Genomic DNA, 21,315 nt, shown 5'->3' with positions numbered 1-21,315 from the left:
GCGACGCCAGGGCGCTCACCGCCCAAGGGAGTTCCAGATGACCCAGACCCTGAGCCCACGGCGGCTCGGCCTTGCACTGCTCATTGCCCTCGGCCTGAACGGCTGCGCGCAGCAACTCAACCAGGGCGCCGAGGCACCCCGGCCGGACGCACCAGGGGCGCCCAAGCTGGAGCGCGTCGAAGGCGCGCCGCAACCCAGTCCGATTGCGGCGACTCAGGTGCCAGTGCCTCACGCGGCCATCGCGGCGCTGGCGTACATGCCTGCTCCGACGCGCGCAATCGCGCCGCCGCCATCCACAGCCCAGTACACCCGCTTCGACGACCGCCCCTGGCAGCGCGTCGCCGAGGTGCCGGTCTCGACCTTCAGCGCCAGCGTGGACACCGGCAGCTACGCCAATGTGCGCCGCTTCCTGAACCGCGGCGCCCTGCCCCCGCGCGACGCTGTGCGCGTGGAGGAACTGGTCAACTACTTCGGCTACGACTACGCCGCACCGGCGGCGAATGCGGCCACGCCGTTTGCCGTCGATGCCCGCCTCGTCGCGTCGCCGTGGAACGCCGAGCGCGGCCTGCTACGCATCGCCGTCAAGGGGCAGGACCTGGCCAAGCAGAGCCTGCCGCCGGCCAATCTGGTCTTCCTCGTCGACGTGTCCGGCTCCATGGGCCCGCAGGACCGGCTGCCGCTGGTGCGTTCGGCCCTGCATCTGCTGACCAACCAGCTGCGCGCACAGGACCGCGTCGGCATCGTCAGCTATGCCAACGGCACGCGCGTCGTGCTGGAGGCCACGCCGGGCGACCGGAAGGACGCCATCCACGCCGCCATCGACACGCTCAGTGCCGGCGGCGGCACMTATGGCGAGGCGGGCATCCGCTTGGCCTACGCACAGGCCCGCGCCGGCTTCATCAGCGAAGGCATCAACCGCGTGCTGCTGGCCACCGACGGCGACCTCAACATCGGCGTGACGAGCGCGGACGAGCTGAAGACCTTGGTGGAGGGTGAACGCAAACGCGGCGTGAGCCTGACGGCGCTGGGCGTGGGCGACAGCAACTACAACGAGGCGCTGATGAAGAAGCTCGCCGACGTGGGCGACGGCAGCTACCACTACCTGGACACGCTGCAGGAGGCGCACAAGGTGCTCGTCAACGAGATGACCAGCACGCTCGCCGTCATCGCCCAGGACCTGAAGCTGCAGATCGAGTTCAACCCGGCGCTGGTGCAGGAATACCGCCTCATCGGCTACGAGCTGAACAACCTGACGCGCCAGCAGTTCAACGACGACAAGGTGGACGCCGGCGACATTGGTGCCGGCCACACGGTGACGGCGCTGTACGAGATCATCCCCACCGGCGCCAAGGGCACGGTGGACCCGCTGCGCTACGGCGAGAGCAAGGACGCCAAGCCCGCCGACCCGCACGCCAGGGAGTTGGCCTGGCTGAAGCTGCGCTACAAGCCGCCGGGGCAGGCGGAGAGCAAGCTCGTTCAACTACCCATCACCAAGGCCGCAGCCTGGCCGGCGCTGGCCAAGGCGGACGCCGACCTGCGCTTCGCCGTCGCCGTGGCCGCCTGGGGGCAATGGCTGCGCGGCAGCACGCAGATCGGCGACTACGGCCCGCAGCAGATTGCCGCGCTGGCGCATGACGCGCGCAGCACGGACCGCTACGGGCACCGCGCGGAGTTCGAGCGGCTGGTAGAGCTATCGGGCAGCTTGAAGCGCTAAGACCACATCCGGCGGCGCCTGGACAAGTTCGATCAGCACGCCCTCGCCGCCGAACGGGAACTGGTCATTGCCCTTGGGGTGGACGAAGCAGATGTCGTGGCCGGCCGCGCCGCGACGAATGCCACCTGGGGCAAAGCGAAGGCCTTGCGACTCCAGCCACTGCACGGCGGCGGGCAGGTCGTCCACCCACAGGCCGATGTGGTTGAGCGGCGTGGCGTGGACGGCGGGTTTCTTGTCGGGGTCCAGCGGCTGCATCAGGTCCACCTCCACCGCATAGGCGCCCTGCCCCAGCGTGCAGATGTCCTCGTCGACGTTCTCGCGCTCGCTGACGAAGTTGCCGGTCACCGGCACGCCCAGCAGGTCCACCCACAGGTGGCGCAGCTTGGCTTTGTCGAGGCCGCCGATGGCGATCTGTTGCAGGCCGAGAACCTTGAAGGGGCGCGTGTCGGTCATGGTCGTCTTCAGAGTTTGAACCGCCCCCACAGCCAGCCGGTCTTGACCCCGGCCAGCGTGGCGATGGATTGTTGATGGATGTAGGGCAGCCGGCCACCCCAGCCGAAGAAGCGGTCGCGCAGCCAGGGCGCGACGACGGCGTGGGACTGGAACATCGGCGTCAGTCCCTTGCTGGCCTGGCCGTAGAAGCGCAGGTGGGCGCGGCGGCGTTGGCTGTAGCGCGCGAAGGCGCCGGGCCAGTCGCCACCGACTTCGGCCGCGAGTTCATGCGCGTCGATCAGCGCCATGTTGGCGCCCTGCCCCAGCTGCGGGCTCATGCCGTGGGCGCAGTCGCCGATGGCGAGCACCCGGCCGTCGTGCCAGCGGGCCATGTGCACGTCGGCGTAGCGCGCCTCGCGCAGCTGGGCGGCGTCGTGCAGGCCGGCGAGCAGCGGTGTGACGTCGGGGAAGAGCTCGGCCATGCGCTGCTTGAGTTGGGCGAGACCGATGCGGGCTGGCCAACCGTCGAGTTCCGCAACCGGCAGGCTCCAGAACAGGTTGATGCCTTGTTCGGCATCGTCATCGGCCGCCTTGCCGACGGGCATCAGCCCCAGCATCTGCGAGGCCGAGCGGAAGCGCTGGCGCAGTTCGATCTGCGGGAAGCCCGGCGGTGCCGGCAGCACGGTCCAGACGGCGCCCCAGGGGAAAAGCCGAGCGCTCTGCTTGACCTTCATGCCCTCGCGCAGCCGAGAGAAGCTGCCGTTGGCGAGGATCAGCGCGCTGTGCCGCACGGGCTCGGCGCCGCTCAGGCTCAGGATGATGCCGCTCGCGTCCTGCTCAAAGCCCTCGACCGCCGCGCCGCAATGCCACGGGATGCCCAGCTCGCGCACGCGCCTCCACAGCAGGCCCATCAAAGCGCCGCGCTGCAGCCCCAAGCCATAAGCCTCGGGGTGGAAGCGCTGGTAGCTCATGTTCAGCACGGCGCGGCCGGATGGCGTGTCGCCGAACAGCCGGTCCACACGGACACCCAGCGCCAGTGCCTCGTCCAGCAAGCCCATGGCCGCCAGCACGCGCTGGCCCGTAGGCTGCAGCAGCAGGCCAGCGCCGATGGGTTTGGGCTCCGGAACGGCCTCGTAGAGCGTGACGGCAACGCCGCGCTCGGCCARCCGCACGGCCGCCGCCGCGCCGGCCACGCCGGCGCCGACGATGGCGACGGTCGGCTCAGGCAAAGCGCAGGATGGGCTGGTCGACCGACAGGCTCTCGCCCGGCTTGGCCAGCACCTCGGCCACGGTCACATCCTGGCCGGCTGTGAGGATGTTCTCCATCTTCATCGCCTCGATGACGGCCAGGCGCTCGCCGGCCTGCACGGTCTGGCCGACCTGGGCGGCCAGGTGAACGAGCAAGCCGGGCATGGGCGACAGCAGGAACTTGCTCGTGTCCGGCGGTGCCTTGAAGGGCATCAACGTCTGCAACTCCGCCGCGCGGGGGCTCAGCACGGTCAGCTCGATGGAGCGGCCGCCGTGATGGATGCGGTAGGCCAGCGGGTTCCTGGCCGTGCCGCGCTCGGCCTGGGCCGTGAAGGCCAGGCCGTTGACGGTGCCGGTGATGCGCACGTCGTTCAGGCGCGAGCGGCTGACGATGCGGTAGTCCTTGTCGCGCACCTGCACGCGCGCCTCGCCCAGGGCACCGGCGAACTCGCTGATGTGCATGGGGTGCTGCTCGCTGCGGCCGCCGCCGAGGTTGACGACGGCGACGTAGTCATGCTCGATCTGCACCTCGTGGCCGCGCAGTTGGCCGCTGATGCCGGCCTCACGTTCGCGGGCCTTGCGGCGGATGAAACCGGCCAGCGCGACGAGGAAGAGCGGGTCGTCGTGTGGCACGTCCTCGGCCTYGAAGCCAGCGGCGTAGTGCTGGGCGATGAAGCCGGTGTTGAAGTCGCCACTCGCAAAGTCTGGGTGGGCCAGCAGCGCAGCCTGGAAGGGGATGTTGCTGGACACACCGCGGATGACGAAGCCGTTCAGCGCCTCGCGCATCTTGCCAATCGCCTCGGCGCGGTCGCGGCCATGCACGATGAGCTTGGCGATCATCGAGTCGTAGAACATCGGGATCTCGCCACCCTCGTAGACGCCGGTGTCCACACGCACGCCGAAGCGGCTCGGCTCGCCTTGCTGCATGCTCGTTTCCGGCGGCTGATAACGCACCAGTCGACCGGTGGACGGCAGGAAGTTTCGGAAAGGGTCTTCCGCATTGATGCGGCATTCGATGGCCCAGCCGTCGCGCTTGATCTGGTCTTGCGTGAACGACAGCGGCTCGCCCGCCGCGACGCGGATCATCTGCTCGACGAGGTCCAAGCCCGTGATGCATTCGGTGACCGGGTGCTCCACCTGCAGCCGCGTGTTCATCTCCAGGAAGTAGAAGCTCTGGTCCTTGCCGACGACGAACTCCACCGTGCCGGCGCTCTGGTAGTTGACGGCCTTGGCCAACGCCACGGCCTGCTCACCCATGGCGCGGCGCGTGGCCTCGCTGATGAAGGGCGACGGCGCCTCCTCGATGACCTTCTGGTGGCGGCGCTGGATGGAGCATTCGCGCTCCCACAGGTAGACGACCTGGCCTTGCGCATCACCCAGTACCTGTATCTCGATGTGGCGGGGCTCCTCGACGAATTTCTCGATGAAGACGCGGTCGTCGCCAAAGCTGTTACGGGCCTCGTTGCGGCAGGACGTGAAGCCCTCGAAGGCCTCCTTGTCGTTGAAGGCCGCGCGCAAGCCCTTGCCGCCGCCGCCGGCGCTGGCTTTGATCATGACGGGGTAGCCGATGCGCGCCGCGATGCCGACGGCTTCTTCGGGCGACAGGATGGGCTCGTTGTGGCCCGGGATGGTGTTGACGCCGGCTGCGGTGGCCAGCTTCTTGGACGCGATCTTGTCGCCCATGGCCGCGATGCTGGCGTGCTTGGGGCCGATGAAGACCAGGCCTTCTTCCTCCACGCGGCGCGCGAAGGCCTCGTTCTCGGACAGGAAGCCGTAGCCGGGGTGGATAGCCTGCGCGCCGGTGCTCTTGGCGGCGGCAATGATCTTGTCAGCAACAAGATAGCTCTCGCGCGAAGGCGCGGGGCCGAGCAGCACGGCCTCGTCGGCCAGCTCGACATGGCGGGCGTCCTTGTCGGCCTCGGAGTAGACGGCGACGGTGGCGATGCCCATCTTCTTGGCCGTCGCGATGACCCGGCAGGCGATTTCCCCGCGGTTGGCGATGAGGATCTTGTCAAACATGCTGTGTCTCCGCGCGGAAATCGCCTGCGTGCCCGGCCGCGCCGGTCATCAGGCAATCTGTCGCTGGCGCGACCGCGCCTTCGGCGCGAACACCACGGTTGGCAATCAGGATCTTGGTGAACATTGGGAGCCTCTGTTTACTTGGTCTTGCCCAACAGCTTCTTGCGCTGCTCGGTGAAGTGCCACCACGGCTGGGCGGGCCCGCCGTTCATGAAGTCGTGCGCGGCCATGAAGGTGTCGAGCACGCAGGGGTCATGGCGCTGGCCCATGGGGTCGCGCAGGCGGTCGTAGGTCTTCATCGGGTCCATGCGCTTCACGTCGGCCGGCGTCGTCAGCCCCAAGCTGATCAGGTCGGCCTCCATCGCCTTGCCGATGTTGGGGATGTCGGTAAGCCGCCTGGCCTCAGCGCCGCAGCTTGCCTTGCTCACAGCGGGATGTTCCCGTGCTTGCGCCACGGGTTCTCCAGCTTCTTGTCCTTCAGCATGGCCAGCGAGCGGCAGATGCGCTTGCGGGTCTCGTGCGGCTGGATGACGTCGTCGATGAAGCCGCGGCTGCCGGCGATGAAGGGGTTGGCGAAGCGGGCCTTGTACTCGGCCTCGCGGGCGGCCAGCTTCTCAGGGTCGCCCTTGTCCTCGCGGAAGATGATCTCCACCGCGCCCTTGGCGCCCATCACGGCAATCTCGGCGTTGGGCCAGGCGAAGTTGACGTCGCCGCGCAGGTGCTTGGAGGCCATCACGTCATACGCGCCGCCATAGGCCTTGCGGGTGATGACGGTGATCTTGGGCACCGTGGCCTCGGCGTAGGCGTAGAGCAGCTTGGCACCGTGCTTGATGATGCCGCCGTACTCCTGGGACGTGCCGGGCATGAAGCCGGGCACGTCGACGAAGGTGACGACCGGGATGCTGAACGCATCGCAGAAGCGCACGAAACGCGCCGCCTTGATGCTGCTCTTGATGTCCAGGCAGCCGGCCAGCACCAGCGGCTGGTTGGCGACGATGCCCACCGTCAGGCCCTCCATGCGCGCAAAGCCGGTGACGATGTTCCTGGCGTAGTCGGGCTGCAGCTCGAAGAAGTCGCCATCGTCGACAACCTTGAGGATCAGCTCCTTGATGTCGTAGGGCTTGTTGGCGTTCTCGGGCACCAGGGTGTCGAGCGAGTAGTCCAGGCGCGTGGCTGGGTCGCCGCTGGGGCGGCAAGGCGCCTTCTCGCGGTTGGAGAGCGGCAGGTAGTTGAAGAAGCGGCGCAGCATCAGCAGCGCCTCGACATCGTTCTCAAAGGACAGGTCGGCCACGCCACTCTTGCTGTTGTGTGTGGTGGCGCCGCCCAGTTCCTCGGCAGTCACTTCCTCGTGCGTCACGGTCTTCACGACCTCGGGGCCGGTGACGAACATGTAGCTGCTGTCGCGCACCATGAAGATGAAGTCGGTCATGGCCGGCGAATACACCGCGCCGCCGGCACAGGGGCCCATGATCATGCTGATCTGCGGGATGACGCCGGAGGCCATCACGTTGCGCTGGAACACGTCGGCATAACCCCCCAGTGACGCGACACCCTCCTGGATGCGCGCACCGCCCGAGTCGTTCAGGCCGATGACCGGGGCGCCAACCTTCATGGCCTGGTCCATCACCTTGCAGATCTTCTCGGCATGGGCCTCGCTGAGCGCGCCGCCGAAGACGGTGAAGTCCTGGCTGAAGGCGAAGGCCAGGCGGCCGTTGATCATGCCGTAGCCGGTGACGACGCCGTCGCCGGGGATCTTGTTGTCCTGCATGCCGAAGTCCACGCAGCGGTGCTCGACGAACATGTCCCATTCCTCGAAGCTGCCTTCGTCGAACAGCAGTTCCAACCGCTCGCGGGCGGTCAGCTTGCCCTTGGCGTGCTGGGCGGCAATGCGCTTCTCGCCGCCACCGAGCCGGGCGCGGGCGCGCTTTTCTTCCAGCGCTTGCAGGATGTCGTGCATGGTTTCAGCCCTCAAAAGGGAAATTGATCTCCACGCCATTGCCGGCGGGGTCTTGCAGGAAGAACTGGTGCTGGCGCGTGACCGCCGAGCGTGACTCGTGGAAGGTCACGCCCAGCGCGGCCAGGTGGGCGGCCGTGGCCTTGGATTCGGTGCCATAAAAGGCCGTGTGGTCAAAGGTCGTCGGCGCGCTCGGGTTCACCGGGCCACGCACTGGCTCGTGCGAGCGCTGGGTCGACAGATGCACGATCGGATGACCGCCGGCATAGAGCCAGAAGCCGTCGCTGTCGAAATCGGGGCGCGGGCCGACCGTCAGGCCCAGCACGTCACGGTAGAAGTCGCGCAGCGTGGCCAGCAGTTCGGCAGGCGCGCGCAGGTTGATGTGATTCAGGCCAGTGATCATGAGGAACTCCGAAGCTGGAAAGCCGCCAGCAACTGGCGTGCCGCGGTGGATGCGGGTGTGCGGCCGTCGCGCACCTCGGCCGTGGCGGCCTCCAGGCGCGCGGCCATGCCGGGGTGGGTGACGAAGGCCTGGCGCAGGCCGGCCTGCAGGCGCTCCCACATCCAGGCGAGGGACTGTTCACGGCGCTTGGCCGCCCAGGAGCCGCTGGCCTGGCGCGCATCGCGCTGCGTGCAGATGGCGTCCCAGAGCGGCGCGATGCCATCGGCCTTCAACGCGCTGACCTGCAGCACGCTTGGCGCCGCGTGGGCGTGTGTGGGCAGCAGCCGCAGCGCGGACGTGATCTGGGCCTGAGCGCGCATGGCCGCAGCGGGGTCGAGGTCGGCCTTGTTGATGACGACGAGGTCGGCCAGTTCCATGACGCCCTTCTTGATCGCCTGCAGGTCGTCGCCCGCGTTGGGCAGTTGCAGCAGCAGGTAGAGGTCGGTCATGCCGGCGACGGCCGTCTCGCTCTGGCCGACGCCGACCGTCTCGACGATGACGATGTCGTAGCCCGCCGCCTCGCACAGCAGCATGGCCTCGCGCGTCTTCCCGGCCACGCCGCCCAGCGTGCCGCTGCTGGGGCTGGGGCGGATGAAGGCGCGCTGGTCCATGGACAGCCGCTCCATGCGCGTCTTGTCGCCCAGGATGGCGCCGCCCGACACGCTGCTGGATGGGTCCACCGTCAGCACCGCGACGCGGTGGCCACGCTCCAGCAGCAGCAGGCCAAAGGCCTCGATGAAGGTGCTCTTGCCCACGCCCGGCACGCCGGAGATACCCAGGCGCAGCGCGCCGCCGGTGGCGGGCATCAGCGCGGTCAACAGCGCATCGGCCTGCTCGCGGTGGTCGGCACGCGTGGACTCAACCAGCGTGATGGCCTTGGCCAGCGCGCGGCGGTCGCCGGCTTGAAGGGCAGCGGCGAGATTCAACTTGCTGCTCCCGGTGGCACCCAGCGGTACTCGATGTCGACTTCGAGTTCTCTCACCAAGTCAAAGCCGTGTCGCAGATAGAAGGCATTGGCCCGGCTACCACGCAAGGCGCCAAGGGTGATGGGCTTACCGGCGGCACGCGCCTGCTGCTTGATGTGCTCGATGACCCAGGCGCCGATGCCCTGCCCTTGCCAGCCCGGTTTCAGATAGAGGTGCTGCAGGTGCAGCGACTGTTCGCGCGGCATGAGGGTGAAGTAGCCGACGTGCTCATCGGCCACGCACAAATGCCGCATGCATTCGGGCATGAACTGCGCGAGAAGTCGGGCGCGGGACGCGTCGGGGTCGAAGCGGCCCAGCCGCTCCAGGCTCTCGCGCAGCGCCGCTATGCGCAGCGCCAACATGTCCTCGAAGTCGGCGTCGGCGACGGGCGCCAGCGAAATGGCCGGCCCGCTCACAGGATCTCGAACGCCCGGCCATCGGCCAGGCGGTAACGGGAGAAATCGCGCTGGTCCAGCGTCAGGATGCGCGTGACGCCGGTTTCCTCGGCGAGCCACACAAGCGAGGCGTCGGCCAGGTCCATCTCGGTGCGGGGCCGGTTGGTGTAGCGCTGCATGACGGGAATGAAGTCGAGCAGATGCTGTTGCTCGAACGGAAACACCGACAACCCGCCGTTGCCCACCCAATTCAACAGCGCGTAGCGGTACGGCGCCGCCACGAGATAGCTGGCCTCGATCACGCAAGGCCACGTCGTGCTGAGTGTCCAACGCTCCAAGGCAGCGAGCCTGAGCAGATCGATGTAACGCTCGGCCTCGGGCTCGCCCTGACCGAACGCGGCAACCATGGCGCTAGCGTCAACCAGGGCCGAGGCCATGCTTTGCTCTCAACTTTGCAATCAGCGCAGCGCGCGACTTCTCGGTGTCGTACGGCTCCTGAGGCTCCCCAGCGAATGCCTGCCTGACTTCTTCGTAGCGCGGATCGCGCTCGGTTTCGGCCTTGGCCTGCAGCAGTAGCTGATACGGGTCCTTGCGCCCGAGCGCGCGCTCGACGGCGTCAATGATGAACTGCGACTTGGTCACGCCTTTGCGCTTGGCGGCCAGTTCGAGCTCCTTTTCCATCAGCGGGTCCATGCGGACAGATACGGCCATGACGGTCTCCTGAAATACCGTATTACAGTATCACAACGCCTTGCGGATTTGCTCGAGAACGTCTTTCGCGCTGGCCGGAATGGGCGTACCCGGCCCATAGACGCCCTTGACGCCCGACGCATACAGGAAGTCGTAGTCCTGCGCCGGGACGACGCCGCCAACGAAGACGATGATGTCGTCGGCGCCCTGCTTTTTCAGCTCTTCAATGATGGCCGGCACCAGCGTCTTGTGGCCGGCGGCCAGCGTGGACACACCGACCGCATGAACATCGTTCTCGATGGCCTGGCGGGCGCATTCCTCTGGGGTCTGGAACAGCGGGCCGATGTCGACGTCGAAGCCCAGGTCGGCAAACGCGGTGGCGACGACCTTGGCGCCGCGGTCGTGGCCGTCCTGGCCGAGCTTGGCGATCATCACGCGCGGGCGGCGGCCGTGTTCGTCGCCAAAGGCCGCTATCTCGCCTTGCAGCTTGGCCCAGCCCTCGGCCGAGTCGTAAGCTGCCGCGTAGACACCGCTGACCTTGTGCGTGTCGGCACGGTGCCGGCCGTAGACGGCTTCCAGTGCGTCGGACACCTCGCCCACCGTCGCGCGCAGGCGCACGGCCTTGATGGCGAGGTCGAGCAGGTTGCCTTCGCCCGTCTCGGCGGCCTGCGTCAGTGCGGCCAGCGCCGATTGAACGGCGGCCGCGTCGCGCATAGCCTTGATCTTGTTCAGCCGCGCGATCTGCCCGTCGCGCACCTTGACGTTGTCCACGTCGAGGATGTCGATGGGATCTTCCTTGGCGAGCTTGTACTTGTTGACGCCGACGATGACGTCCGCGCCGGAGTCGATGCGCGCCTGCTTCTCGGCCGCGCTGGCCTCGATCTTCAGCTTGGCCCAGCCGGAATCGACGGCCTTGGTCATGCCGCCCATGGCGTCGACTTCCTCGATCAGCACCCAGGCCTGGTCGGCCATGTCCTGGGTCAGCTTCTCCATCATGTAGCTGCCGGCCCAGGGATCGATGACACTGGTGATGTGGGTCTCTTCCTGGATGATCAGCTGGGTGTTGCGCGCGATGCGGCTGCTGAACTCGGTGGGCAGCGCGATGGCTTCGTCCAGCGAGTTGGTGTGCAAGGACTGCGTACCGCCGAAGACGGCGGCCATGGCCTCGATGGTGGTGCGCACGACGTTGTTGTATGGGTCCTGCGCGGTCAGGCTCCAGCCGGAGGTCTGGCAGTGGGTGCGCAGCATCAGGCTCTTGGGCGCGGTCGCGCCAAAGCCTTTCATGATCCGCGTCCACAGCAGCCGGGCCGCGCGCATCTTGGCGATCTCGAGATAGAAGTTCATCCCGATGGCCCAGAAAAAGGACAGGCGCGGCGCGAAGTCGTCGACCGCCAGGCCCTTCGCGATCGCCGTCTTCACATACTCCTTGCCGTCGGCCAGCGTGAAGGCCAGCTCCAGCGCCTGGGTCGCCCCGGCCTCCTGCATGTGATAGCCGGAAATGCTGATCGAGTTGAACTTCGGCATCTTCTGCGCCGTGTATTCAATGATGTCGCCGACGATGCGCATGCTGGGTGCCGGCGGGTAGATATAGGTGTTGCGGACCATGAACTCCTTGAGGATGTCGTTCTGGATGGTCCCCGCCAGCTTCTCCTGCGGCACGCCCTGCTCTTCCGCCGCGACGACGTAGCCGGCCAGCACCGGCAGCACGGCGCCGTTCATGGTCATGGACACAGACACCGTGTCCAGCGGGATGCCGTCGAACAGGATCTTCATGTCCTCCACCGAGTCGATGGCCACACCGGCCTTGCCGACGTCGCCGGTCACGCGCGGGTGGTCGCTGTCGTAACCGCGGTGGGTGGCCAAGTCGAAGGCGACCGACACACCCTGGCCGCCGGCGGCGAGCGCCTTTCTATAAAAGGCGTTGCTTTCCTCGGCAGTGGAGAAGCCGGCGTACTGGCGGATGGTCCACGGCCGGGCGGCGTACATCGTCGCCTGCGGGCCACGCAGAAAGGGCTCGAAGCCGGGGAGCGTGTCGGCGTGCTGCAGGCCGGCCACGTCGGCGGCCGTGTAGAGCGGTTTGACGACCAGCCCCTCGGGCGTGACCCAGTTCAGCGCGCTCACATCGCCGCCGGGGGCGGACTTGGCCGCAGCCTTTTCCCACTGCTCCAGCGTGGCGGTCTTGAATTCCGGGGCGCGACTGCCGTCCGACATCGAACTTCTCCTTGTCTGAGCCGGCATCATAGCCGGACCGTTATTCATAATTATGAATTCAGATTCCCCCTACACTCGGCGCCATGCCCGCCGGTTTGCTCGACCACGCGACCCCGTTCGCCTCCACCGCCCTGTATGAACAGGTGGCTGACCGGCTGCGCCAGCAGATCCTGGCGCGGGAGCTGGAGCCGGGCGCGTGGATAGACGAACTGAAGCTGTGCGGCGAGCTGGGCATCAGCCGCACACCGCTGCGCGAGGCGTTGAAGGTGCTGGCCGCCGAAGGCCTGGTGACGATGAAGCTGCGCCGCGGCGCCTACGTGACCGAGATGAGCGAGCGGGATGTGCGGGAAGCCTACCAACTGCTCTCTCTTCTAGAAAGTGATGCCGCCGCTGAAGTCGCCACCCGTGCGACCGACGCCGAACTGGCAGAGCTGGGCGAACTGCACCGTGCGCTGGAGGAAGCGCTGCATGAATCCACAACTTCGCGCGACGCCTTCTTCGCCGCCAATGAGCGCTTTCATCTGCGCGTGCTGGAGATCGACGGCAACCGCTGGCGGCTGCAGATCGTCGGCGACCTGCGCCGGCTGATGAAGCTCAACCGCCACCATTCGCTGTTCCGGGAGGGACGGCTGTCGGAGTCGCTGGAAGAGCACCGCGCCATCGTCAAGGCGCTGCTTTCGCGGGATGCGGAAAGCTGCCGTGAACTTGTCACAGCCCATTTTTGTAACGGCTTGAACGCGACTCAGACGGCTTTCTGAAGGATTGTCGGCGCCCGTGAACTGCCACCGAAACGGCCGGCTTATCCCCGCGTGGACTGCGCAACCCCTAACTAGCATGCCAACCACTGGGTAAACCACCCCCGGCTTGGGTGTCCGAGCCGTGGGCAGGCGATCGGTTTTCGCGCCAACACGGCGGATTTGAGACTTTGTTCCTCAAGTCAAGTCGTGTCGGCCCGATAACCGATCGAAGCACTTGAAATCTAGGGATACGACTGGCGTTCTCAAAAAGAGCGCCAGCCCGCGCGCCACAAGTTCGCGCCTTAGGTGTCGAGGGCAAATCCATTTGACGCATCACTGCCGGCTCCCGCGGAGTCGCGGCCGGACATCAGCACAACAGGTAGAACAGCATGGCAAGCATCGTCCCATTCATTCCGGTTTCGCGGATTCCCGGCCTGACCACGGCAACGATTCGGGACTTCACGACCGAGGACTGGGCTGCTTTCAGCACCGACCAGCTGGTGGCCCTCACCACCGCCCAAGCCGCGGTGATCACCTCCAGCGGCCTCTCCGTCCTGTCCAGCGACCAGATCCGGTCCTTTCAGCCGGAAGACCTGCGCGCCATCTCCACGGCGTCCATCGGCGGCTTCGCGTCCGACCAGATCGGCTTCCTGACCACCGAACAGGTGCAGGCGTTCAGCACAACGCAGATCGGCCGGCTGAGCACCAGCCAATTGGCGGGACTCAACACCGCAGACATGGTGGCCCTGACGTCATCTCAGGTCGGCGCGCTGAGCTCGGCCCAGGTCAGCGGCCTGTCAACAGACCAGCTCTCGTCGCTTGAGGCAGTCGACGTCAAATTCCTGTCCACGACGGCGATTCGCGGCCTGACCAGCACGCAACTGGACGGCTTGACCAGCGAACAACTGCGCGCGTTCACCTCTTCCCAGATCACCGCGCTGACCACCGCCCAGGTCAGCACGCTCAACACGGCAGACCTGAACAGCTTCTCGTCTGACCAGTTCAACAAGCTGTCCACCGCCCAGGTCCGGGCGCTGACGACGGAGCAGCTCAGCAATCTCGCCACCGACAGCCTCAACGCGCTCGGATCGGCCCAGTTCGCCACGCTGTCGTCCAGCCAGTTCGCCTCGCTCACGTCCAGCCAGCTCGGCACGTTGGAGACAGCCGACCTGCGCGCCGTCACGACCGCCGCGCTGCAAGGCCTGAGCTCCGACCAGATCACGACGCTGAGCTCCGAATCGGTCAGCGTGCTGACCACCACGCAGATCGCCTCGCTGTCCACCGCGCAGCTCCAGGGTCTGGAGACCGTCGACGTGGCCGCTCTGGGCACCAGCCAGGTGGCCGCGCTGAGCGCCACTCAGGTTGCCTCGTTGAGCACCGACCAGCTCGCCGCCATTGAAGAAGGCGACATCCGCTTCCTGTCGACGGCCGCCCTGCGCGCCCTGAGCAGCACCCAGCTCGACGGCCTGACCAGCGACCAGCTGCGCGCCCTGACCTCCGTGCAGATCGGTGCCTTGACCACCGCCCAGGTCAGCACGCTCAACACCGCCGACCTCAACAGCCTCGCGTCTGACCAGTTCAACAAGCTCTCCACCGCCCAGGTGCAGTCGCTGACGACGGAGCAACTCAGCAATCTCGCCACCGACAGCCTCAACGCGCTCGGCACGGCCCAGTTCGCCACGCTGACGTCCGCCCAGTTCGCCTCGCTGACGTCCAGCCAGCTCAGCACACTGGAGACGGCCGATCTGCGCGCCGTCACGACCGCCGCGCTGCGTGGCCTGTCGTCCGACCAGATCCAGACTCTCAGCTCCGACGCGGTGGGCAACCTGACCACCACCCAGATCGGCGCGCTGACGACCGCGCAGCTGCAAGGCCTGGAAACCGCCGACCTGTCGGCCCTGGGCTCCGCCCAGATCGCCGCTTTGGGCTCGGCACAGCTGGCCTCGCTGAGCACCGACCAGCTCGCCGCCATCGACGTGGCCGACATGCGTTCGATCACGACGGCTGCCCTGCGTGCCCTGTCCAGCACCCAGCTGGACGCGCTGACCAGCGACCAGCTCCAAGCCCTGAGCACCGGCCAGATCATCGCCCTGACCACGGCCCAGGTCAGCACGCTGAACACGGACGACCTCAACAGCCTGACGTCCGAGCAGTTCGTGCGCCTGACCACGGCGCAAGTGCAGGCGCTGACCAGCGAACAGCTCAGCCATCTGACCACCGACAGCCTGAACTCGCTGGGCTCGGTCCAGTTCGCCACGCTGTCGTCCAGCCAGTTCGCCTCGCTCACGTCCGACCAGCTCGGCGCCCTCGAGACGGCCGACCTGCGCGCCGTCACTACCGCCGCGCTGCGCGGCCTGTCGTCCGACCAGATCCACAGCCTCAGCTCCGACGGCATTGCCGGCCTGAGCACGGCCCAAATCGGTTCGCTGACGACCGCGCAACTGCCCGGCCTGGAGACCGCCGACCTGTCGGCACTGGGTTCCGCGCAGATCGCCGTGCTGGGCTCGGCACAGCTGGCCTCGCTGGGTACCGACCAGCTCGCCGCCATCGACGTCGCCGACATGCGCTCGATCACGACGACCGCTCTGCGCGCGCTGTCCAGCACCCAGCTCGACGCGCTGACCACCGACCAGCTCCGCGCTCTGACCAGCGGCCAGATCACCGCCCTGACCACCGCCCAGGTCAGCACACTGAATACGGACGACCTCAACAGCCTCGCGTCCGACCAGCTCAACAAGTTCTCCACCGCGCAGATCCGCGTGCTGACGACGGAGCAACTCAGCAACCTCGCCACCGACAGCCTCAACGCGCTGGGCACGGCGCAGTTCGCCACGCTGTCGTCCACACAGTTCGCGTCGCTCACGTCCGACCAGATCGGGGCGCTGGAGACGGCCGACATGCGCGCCATCACGACGGCGGCGCTGCAAGGCCTGAGTTCCGACCAGATCCACGCGCTGAGTTCCGATTCGATCAGTGTGCTGACCACCACGCAGATCGCCTCGCTGTCCACCACGCAGCTCCAGGGACTGGAAACCGCCGATCTGGCCGCCCTGGGCACCGCCCAGGTGGCCTCGCTGAGCGCCACGCAGGTCGCCGCGCTGAACACCGAGCAGCTCGCCGCCATCGAAGTCGGCGACGTCCGCTTCCTGTCGACGGCGGCGCTGCGCGCTCTGAGCAGCACCCAGATCGACGGCCTCAGCAGCGATCAGCTGCGCGCCCTGTCCTCCGTGCAGATTGGTGCACTGACGACGGCCCAGGTCAGCACCTTCAACACCGAAGACCTGAACAGCCTCGCATCCGACCAGTTCAACAAGCTCAGCACCGCCCAGATCCGCGTGCTGACGACCGAGCAGCTGAGCAACCTGGCCTCCGACAGCCTCAACGCGCTCGGTTCGGCCCAGTTCGCCACGCTCTCGTCCAGCCAGTTCGCTTCGCTGACATCCGACCAGCTCGGCGCGTTGGAGACGGCCGACCTGCGCGCCGTCACGACTGCCGCCCTGCGTGGCCTGTCGTCCGACCAGATCCAGGCGCTGACCTCCGACGAAATCGCCAGCCTGAGCACGGCCCAGGTCTCCTCGTTGACCAGCGCCCAGGTGCAAGGTCTGGAGACGGCAGACATGTCCGCGTTGAGCTCCGCCCAGGTGGGCGTGCTGAACTCGGCCCAGGTCCAGGCGCTGTCCACCGACCAGCTCTCGTCCATCGATGCGCCCGACATCCGCGCCCTGTCCACGACGGCGCTGCGTGCGCTGTCCACCGAGCAGATCGACGGCCTGACCAGCGACCAGTTGCGCGGCCTCACCAGCGCCCAGCTGAACGCGCTGACGACCAACCCGCAGTTCAACGGCATCACCACCGGCGACCTCAACGTGCTGACGACGGAGCAGATCGCCCGTCTTTCGACGACCCAAGTCCAGGCGCTGACGACCGAACAGCTGAGCAACCTGAACACCGACAGCCTCAACGCCATGGGCTCGGCCCAGTTCGCCACGCTGTCCTCGGCCCAGTTGGGCTCGCTCACCAGCACCCAGCTCGGGGCACTGGAGACGGCCGACCTGCGCGCCGTCACCACCGCCGCGCTGCGTGGCCTGTCGTCCGACCAGGTGCAGAGCCTCAGCTCTGATGGCATCGCCGGCCTGAGCACGGCCCAGGTCTCCACGCTGACGACCGCGCAGCTGCAAGGCCTGGAGACCGCTGACCTGTCGGCCCTGGGCTCCGCGCAGATCGCCGTGCTGGGCTCGGCGCAGCTGGCCTCGCTGGGCACCGACCAGCTCGCCGCCATCGACGTGGCCRACATGCGCTCGATCACGACGGCCGCCCTGCGCGCGCTGTCCAGCACCCAGCTCGACGCGCTGACCAGCGACCAGCTGCGCGCGCTGAGCACCGGCCAGATCGCCGCCCTGACCACGGCCCAGGTCAGCACCCTGAACACGGATGACCTCAACAGCCTGACGTCCGAGCAGTTCGTGCGCCTGACCACGGGCCAGGTGCAATCGCTGACCACCGAGCAGCTCAGCCACCTGACCACCGACGGCCTGAACTCGCTGGGCTCGKCSCAGTTCGCCACGCTGTCGTCCAGCCAGTTCGCCTCGCTCACCAGCACCCAGCTTGGCGCSCTGGAGACGGCCGACCTGCGCGCCGTCACCACCACCGCGCTGCGTGGCCTGTCKTCCGACCAGATCCAGAACCTCAGCTCCGACGGCGTGGCCGGCCTGAGCACGGCYCAGATCAGCTCGCTGACGACCGCGCAACTGCCWGGCCTGGAGACCGCCGACATGTCGGCCCTGGGTTCCGCGCAGATCGCCGTGCTGGGCTCGGCCCAACTGGCYGCGCTGAACTCCGACCAGCTYGCCGCCATCGACGTGGCCGACATGCGCTCGATCACGACGACCGCCCTGCGCGCGCTGTCCAGCGAGCAGCTYGACGCCTTCACCAGCGACCAACTCCGCGCCCTGACCAGCGGYCAGATCACCGCGCTGACCACSGCYCAGGTCAGCACGCTGAACACGGACGACCTCAACAGCCTCGCGTCCGACCAGCTCAACAAGTTCTCCACCGCGCAGATCCGCGTGCTGACCACCGAGCAGCTGAGCCACCTGAGCACGGAGAACCTGAACGCCCTGGGTTCGGCGCAGTTCGCCACGCTGTCGTCCAGCCAGTTCGCCTCGCTCACGTCCGACCAGCTCGGCGCGTTGGAGACGGCCGACCTGCGTGCCGTCACGACGGCGGCGCTGCAAGGCCTGAGCTCCGATCAACTGGCTTCGCTGGAAACGGACCACATCGCCGCCTTCAGCACGGCACAGATCGTGTCGCTCTCCACAGCCCAGATGCAGGGCCTGGCGGCAGCCGACATGACGGCCATGACCTCCGCACAGGTCGCGGCACTGACGACGGCCCAAGTCAACTCGCTGTCGACCGACCAGATCGTCGCCATCGACTCGGATGACCTGGCCAGGTTGTCTTCAGCCTCTCTGCAGGCCATCAGCGCCACGCAGCTGGATGCCTTGACGACCGACCAGCTGACCGGCCTGGGCGCCCGCGTGTCGCTGCTGACGACCAGCCAGATCAGCACGCTGGGCACCGACGACCTGAACGCCTTCACGACGTCGCAGTTCGCCGTCATGACCAGCGTCCAGGTCAAGTCCTTCACCAATGCCCAAGTCGCGGCACTGGAAACCGACGACCTGCGCGCGCTGACCACGGCGCACATCGCCGCGATGAGCACGACCCAGATCGCCGCCCTGACGACGGACCAGTTCGACGACCTGAAGGTGACGCAGCTCACGGCGCTGACCACGGCGCAAGCCGCGTCGCTGACGACCGACCAGATCCACAGCATCACGTCCGACCAGATCAGCGGCCTGGAAACGCGCGACATCGCGGCGATGAGCATGGCGCAACTCGACGCGCTGACCACGTCCGCCATCAGCGAGCTGAGCACCGCCCAGTTGAACGCCTACTTCGCGGTCACGCCGGTTGCACTGGACCTGGACGGCCACGGCGTCAACACGCTGGCTGCCGCCCAGGGCGTCAACTTCGACCTGCTGGGCACCGGCCAGGTGAACAAGGTCGGCTGGGTGGCGGGCAACGACGGCCTGCTGGTGATGGACCGCAACCATGACGGCGTCATCAACAACGGCAGCGAACTGTTCGGCATGGGGACCGTCCTGGCCAACGGCAAGCACGCCAAGGACGGCTACGCCGCCATGGCTGAGCAGGACASSAACCACGACGGCAAGCTGGACCTGCACGACGCCAACTGGAAGGAAYTGAAGGTCTGGGTCGACGCCAACCACGACGGCAARACGGACAGCGGCGAGCTGAAGTCGCTGGACGAGCTGGGCGTYGCCTCGCTCGACCTGAACGCGGTCAAGGGCAGCGGCATGGACAACGGCAACCTCGTGGGGCTGGTGTCCAGCTACACGACGACCGACGGCGCCAAGCACGACATGGCCGACGTCTGGTTTGCCAAGGACGTGCAGCCGCAGAAGGCCGACGACGGCCATGACGCGAAGGTCAGCCTGACCGACGTGCTGGCGCCGCCGAGCGAGGCGCTGCTCGGCGCGGCGACGGTCGATCTCGCCCACGCCGCCCTGCCCTCGCCTGACGCCCACCTCGCCGCCATCGACCGCAAGCTGGCCGAGGAAGACGAGCAACGCCGCAACAACAGCGGCGGGTGGTTGTGAGTTCGTGAAATCGTCCCCGAACCGTCCGGCGTTCTGCCGGACGGTCGAGGCAAAGCTTAGGAAAGCACGCCTTTTTGCCGATTACCCGGAAGCGACCGTCAATAGCATGACATCACGCAAGCGCCATGCCGTCGCGCCCGTGTGGAAATCACATTTCGACGGCTGAGACGGCAGCGTTAGCGAAGTTCAGTTTTTTGCGTCAACGCGGCAGGTCGGAGGAACTCTTCGACCGCTGCGGGCGCTGCTCAGGGAATGCCTTCGGCGCGGTGGCGCAGGCTAGAGAAGACAAAAACCATCACGTCCCTGGACGCGGTGGACATCAGTACAGCAGGTAAAAAACCATGGCAACCATCATCCCCAACATTCCTGCGTCGACCATCCCGAATCTGTCCACAGCGACGATCGCGGGATTCACGACGGAGGATTGGGCTGCCTTCAGTTCCGACCAGCTCATTGCCCTGACCACCACACAGGCCGCTGCGATCACCTCCAGCGGCCTGTCTGCGTTGAGCACTGACCAACTGCGCGCCTTCCAGACCGAAGACCTGCGCGCGTTGTCCGTCCCCGCGCTCGCCGGCCTCAAGTCCGACCAGATCCTCGGCCTCAAGACCGACCAAGTCCAGGCGCTGGGCACAAACCAGATCGCCGCGCTGTCCACCTCGCAGATCCAGGGCCTGACGACTGCCGACATGGCGGCGCTGACGTCGTCTCAGATTGGCGCGCTGACGTCCGGCCAGGCCGGCAAGCTCACCACCGCACAGATCGCCGCCATCGAGACGGCTGACATCAAGTCGCTGGCGACGAGCGCCGTGCGCAACCTGTCTTCCGACCAGCTCGACGCCTTCACCAGCGACCAGCTGCGCGCTCTCAGCAGCACGCAGATCACCGCGCTGAGCACAGCCCAGGTCAACACGCTGGGCACGGCCGACCTCAACAGCCTGACGACCGGCCAGGTCGCCAACCTGACCACCGTCCAGGTCCAGGCCCTGAGCAGCACGCAGCTGAGCAAGCTGAGCAGCGACAGCCTGAATGCGCTCGACACCGCGCAGTTCGCTGCCTTGAGCTCCAGCCAGTTCAGCGCGCTGACCACCGCCCAGCTCGCCAAGCTGGAGACGGCCGACCTGCGCGCCGTGTCGACAACGGCGCTGAACGCGCTGAGCTCCGACCAGATCGGCGCGCTCGCCAGCGATGCCGTCGGCGCGCTGTCCAACGCCCAGGTCGGCTCGCTCGGCACGACGCAGATCAAGGGCCTGACGACGGGCGACATGGCGGCGCTGACCACGGGCCAGGTCGCCGCGCTGACCTCCACGCAAGCCGGTGCACTGTCCACCGCGCAACTGGCCGCCATCGAGACGGGCGACATCAAGTCGATCTCGACGGTTGCACTGCGCAACCTGTCGTCCGACCAACTGGACGCCTTCACCAGCGATCAGCTGCGCGCGCTGAGCAGCACGCAGATCAATGCGCTGACGACAGCGCAAGTCAACACGCTCGGCACGGCCGACCTCAACCACCTGACCAGCGACCAGTTCTCCAACCTGTCCTCCGGCCAGGTCCAGGCGCTGAACACCACGCAGCTGGGCAACCTCGCGACGGACAACCTGAACGCACTGGGCACGGCCCAGTTCGCCGCGTTGACCTCCAGCCAGTTCGGTTCGCTGACGACCGCCCAACTGGCCAAGCTCGAAACGGCCGACCTGCGTGCCGTGACGACTGCGGCGCTGGGCGGCCTGTCGTCCGACCAGGTGGGTGCGCTCGCCAGCGACGCCGTGGGCTCGATGTCCACCGCACAGATCGCCTCGCTGAGCACCCTGCAGGTCAAGGG

General features: G+C 67.2%; 15 protein-coding genes and 1 pseudogene. 4 read left to right on the top strand and 12 right to left on the bottom strand.

All coding sequences use genetic code 11. The features are described from left to right. The first annotated feature begins 37 nt into the window (after positions 1–37). Positions 38–1,714, top strand: a complete 1,677-nt coding sequence (locus ACXRVZ_RS19425; protein WP_457425130.1) for a vWA domain-containing protein — start codon at positions 38–40, stop codon at positions 1,712–1,714. Here ACXRVZ_RS19425 and ACXRVZ_RS19420 read toward each other — a convergent pair. Genes ACXRVZ_RS19420 through scpA form a run of 12 tightly spaced genes read right to left on the bottom strand, consistent with a single transcriptional unit; the run spans position 1,691 to position 12,070 of the window. Next, positions 1,691–2,167, bottom strand: a complete 477-nt coding sequence (locus tag ACXRVZ_RS19420) for a VOC family protein (protein WP_457425128.1) — start codon at positions 2,165–2,167, stop codon at positions 1,691–1,693. The two genes, ACXRVZ_RS19425 and ACXRVZ_RS19420, sit on opposite strands and share 24 nt — an antisense overlap. A gap of 8 nt (positions 2,168–2,175) precedes the next feature. After that, a complete protein-coding gene (locus ACXRVZ_RS19415) occupies positions 2,176–3,375 on the bottom strand; it encodes an FAD-dependent oxidoreductase (protein ID WP_457425126.1) in 1,200 nt (399 codons plus the stop codon). Beyond that, a complete protein-coding gene (locus tag ACXRVZ_RS19410; RefSeq protein ID WP_458232717.1) occupies positions 3,368–5,413 on the bottom strand; it encodes an acetyl-CoA carboxylase biotin carboxylase subunit in 2,046 nt (681 codons plus the stop codon). The genes ACXRVZ_RS19415 and ACXRVZ_RS19410 overlap by 8 nt, the downstream gene beginning before the upstream one ends. After that, positions 5,406–5,537: a hypothetical protein gene (locus tag ACXRVZ_RS19405; protein ID WP_457425122.1), complete on the bottom strand. Its 132-nt coding sequence runs from the start codon at positions 5,535–5,537 to the stop codon at positions 5,406–5,408. The genes ACXRVZ_RS19410 and ACXRVZ_RS19405 overlap by 8 nt, the downstream gene beginning before the upstream one ends. Positions 5,538–5,550: 13 nt before the next feature. Further along, a complete protein-coding gene (locus tag ACXRVZ_RS19400) occupies positions 5,551–5,841 on the bottom strand; it encodes a helix-hairpin-helix domain-containing protein (protein ID WP_457425120.1) in 291 nt (96 codons plus the stop codon). After that, the gene (locus ACXRVZ_RS19395) at positions 5,838–7,370 is read right to left on the bottom strand and encodes an acyl-CoA carboxylase subunit beta (protein WP_458232716.1); all 1,533 of its coding nucleotides are present in this window, start codon (positions 7,368–7,370) and stop codon (positions 5,838–5,840) included. Before ACXRVZ_RS19395 ends, ACXRVZ_RS19400 begins: the two co-directional genes overlap by 4 nt. A gap of 4 nt (positions 7,371–7,374) precedes the next feature. Then, positions 7,375–7,770, bottom strand: a complete 396-nt coding sequence (locus ACXRVZ_RS19390; RefSeq protein ID WP_458232715.1) for a VOC family protein — start codon at positions 7,768–7,770, stop codon at positions 7,375–7,377. Continuing rightward, positions 7,767–8,735 (bottom strand): methylmalonyl Co-A mutase-associated GTPase MeaB, encoded by a 969-nt coding sequence (gene meaB, locus ACXRVZ_RS19385; RefSeq protein ID WP_457425114.1) that lies wholly within the window; start codon positions 8,733–8,735, stop codon positions 7,767–7,769. The genes ACXRVZ_RS19390 and meaB overlap by 4 nt, the downstream gene beginning before the upstream one ends. Next, positions 8,732–9,190: a GNAT family N-acetyltransferase gene (locus ACXRVZ_RS19380; RefSeq protein WP_457425112.1), complete on the bottom strand. Its 459-nt coding sequence runs from the start codon at positions 9,188–9,190 to the stop codon at positions 8,732–8,734. Before ACXRVZ_RS19380 ends, meaB begins: the two co-directional genes overlap by 4 nt. Continuing rightward, positions 9,187–9,576, bottom strand: coding sequence for a hypothetical protein (locus ACXRVZ_RS19375; protein WP_458232714.1), 390 nt, complete (start codon positions 9,574–9,576; stop codon positions 9,187–9,189). The genes ACXRVZ_RS19380 and ACXRVZ_RS19375 overlap by 4 nt, the downstream gene beginning before the upstream one ends. A gap of 10 nt (positions 9,577–9,586) precedes the next feature. Then, positions 9,587–9,880 (bottom strand): hypothetical protein, encoded by a 294-nt coding sequence (locus tag ACXRVZ_RS19370; RefSeq protein ID WP_457425108.1) that lies wholly within the window; start codon positions 9,878–9,880, stop codon positions 9,587–9,589. Between the two features lie 30 nt (positions 9,881–9,910). Further along, positions 9,911–12,070: a methylmalonyl-CoA mutase gene (scpA, locus tag ACXRVZ_RS19365; RefSeq protein WP_458232713.1), complete on the bottom strand. Its 2,160-nt coding sequence runs from the start codon at positions 12,068–12,070 to the stop codon at positions 9,911–9,913. Positions 12,071–12,153: 83 nt separating this feature from the next. Between scpA and ACXRVZ_RS19360 the strand changes: the two genes are divergently transcribed. The 3 genes and pseudogenes from ACXRVZ_RS19360 to ACXRVZ_RS19350 all read left to right on the top strand — a co-directional run. Then, a complete protein-coding gene (locus ACXRVZ_RS19360) occupies positions 12,154–12,828 on the top strand; it encodes a GntR family transcriptional regulator (protein WP_457425104.1) in 675 nt (224 codons plus the stop codon). A 368-nt stretch (positions 12,829–13,196) separates the two neighbouring features. Beyond that, positions 13,197–19,490: a beta strand repeat-containing protein gene (locus ACXRVZ_RS19355; RefSeq protein ID WP_458232712.1), complete on the top strand. Its 6,294-nt coding sequence runs from the start codon at positions 13,197–13,199 to the stop codon at positions 19,488–19,490. Between the two features lie 341 nt (positions 19,491–19,831). Next, positions 19,832–21,315: pseudogene (locus tag ACXRVZ_RS19350) on the top strand (heme utilization protein); the annotation flags it as partial.

It is taken from the genome of Roseateles sp. P5_E8, from assembly GCF_054177665.1.
The sequence above is the reverse complement of the archived record's forward strand: the minus strand, read 5'-3'. Positions and strand labels throughout refer to the sequence as shown.

Coding starts and splice junctions, on each gene's coding strand:
- scpA (WP_458232713.1), bottom strand. CDS start 12,070: ATGTCGGACGGCAGTCGCGCCCCGGAATTCAAGACCGCCACGCTGGAG.
- ACXRVZ_RS19395 (WP_458232716.1), bottom strand. CDS start 7,370: ATGCACGACATCCTGCAAGCGCTGGAAGAAAAGCGCGCCCGCGCCCGG.
- ACXRVZ_RS19370 (WP_457425108.1), bottom strand. CDS start 9,880: ATGGCCGTATCTGTCCGCATGGACCCGCTGATGGAAAAGGAGCTCGAA.
- ACXRVZ_RS19390 (WP_458232715.1), bottom strand. CDS start 7,770: ATGATCACTGGCCTGAATCACATCAACCTGCGCGCGCCTGCCGAACTG.
- ACXRVZ_RS19405 (WP_457425122.1), bottom strand. CDS start 5,537: ATGTTCACCAAGATCCTGATTGCCAACCGTGGTGTTCGCGCCGAAGGC.
- ACXRVZ_RS19360 (WP_457425104.1), top strand. CDS start 12,154: ATGCCCGCCGGTTTGCTCGACCACGCGACCCCGTTCGCCTCCACCGCC.
- ACXRVZ_RS19375 (WP_458232714.1), bottom strand. CDS start 9,576: ATGGTTGCCGCGTTCGGTCAGGGCGAGCCCGAGGCCGAGCGTTACATC.
- ACXRVZ_RS19420 (WP_457425128.1), bottom strand. CDS start 2,167: ATGACCGACACGCGCCCCTTCAAGGTTCTCGGCCTGCAACAGATCGCC.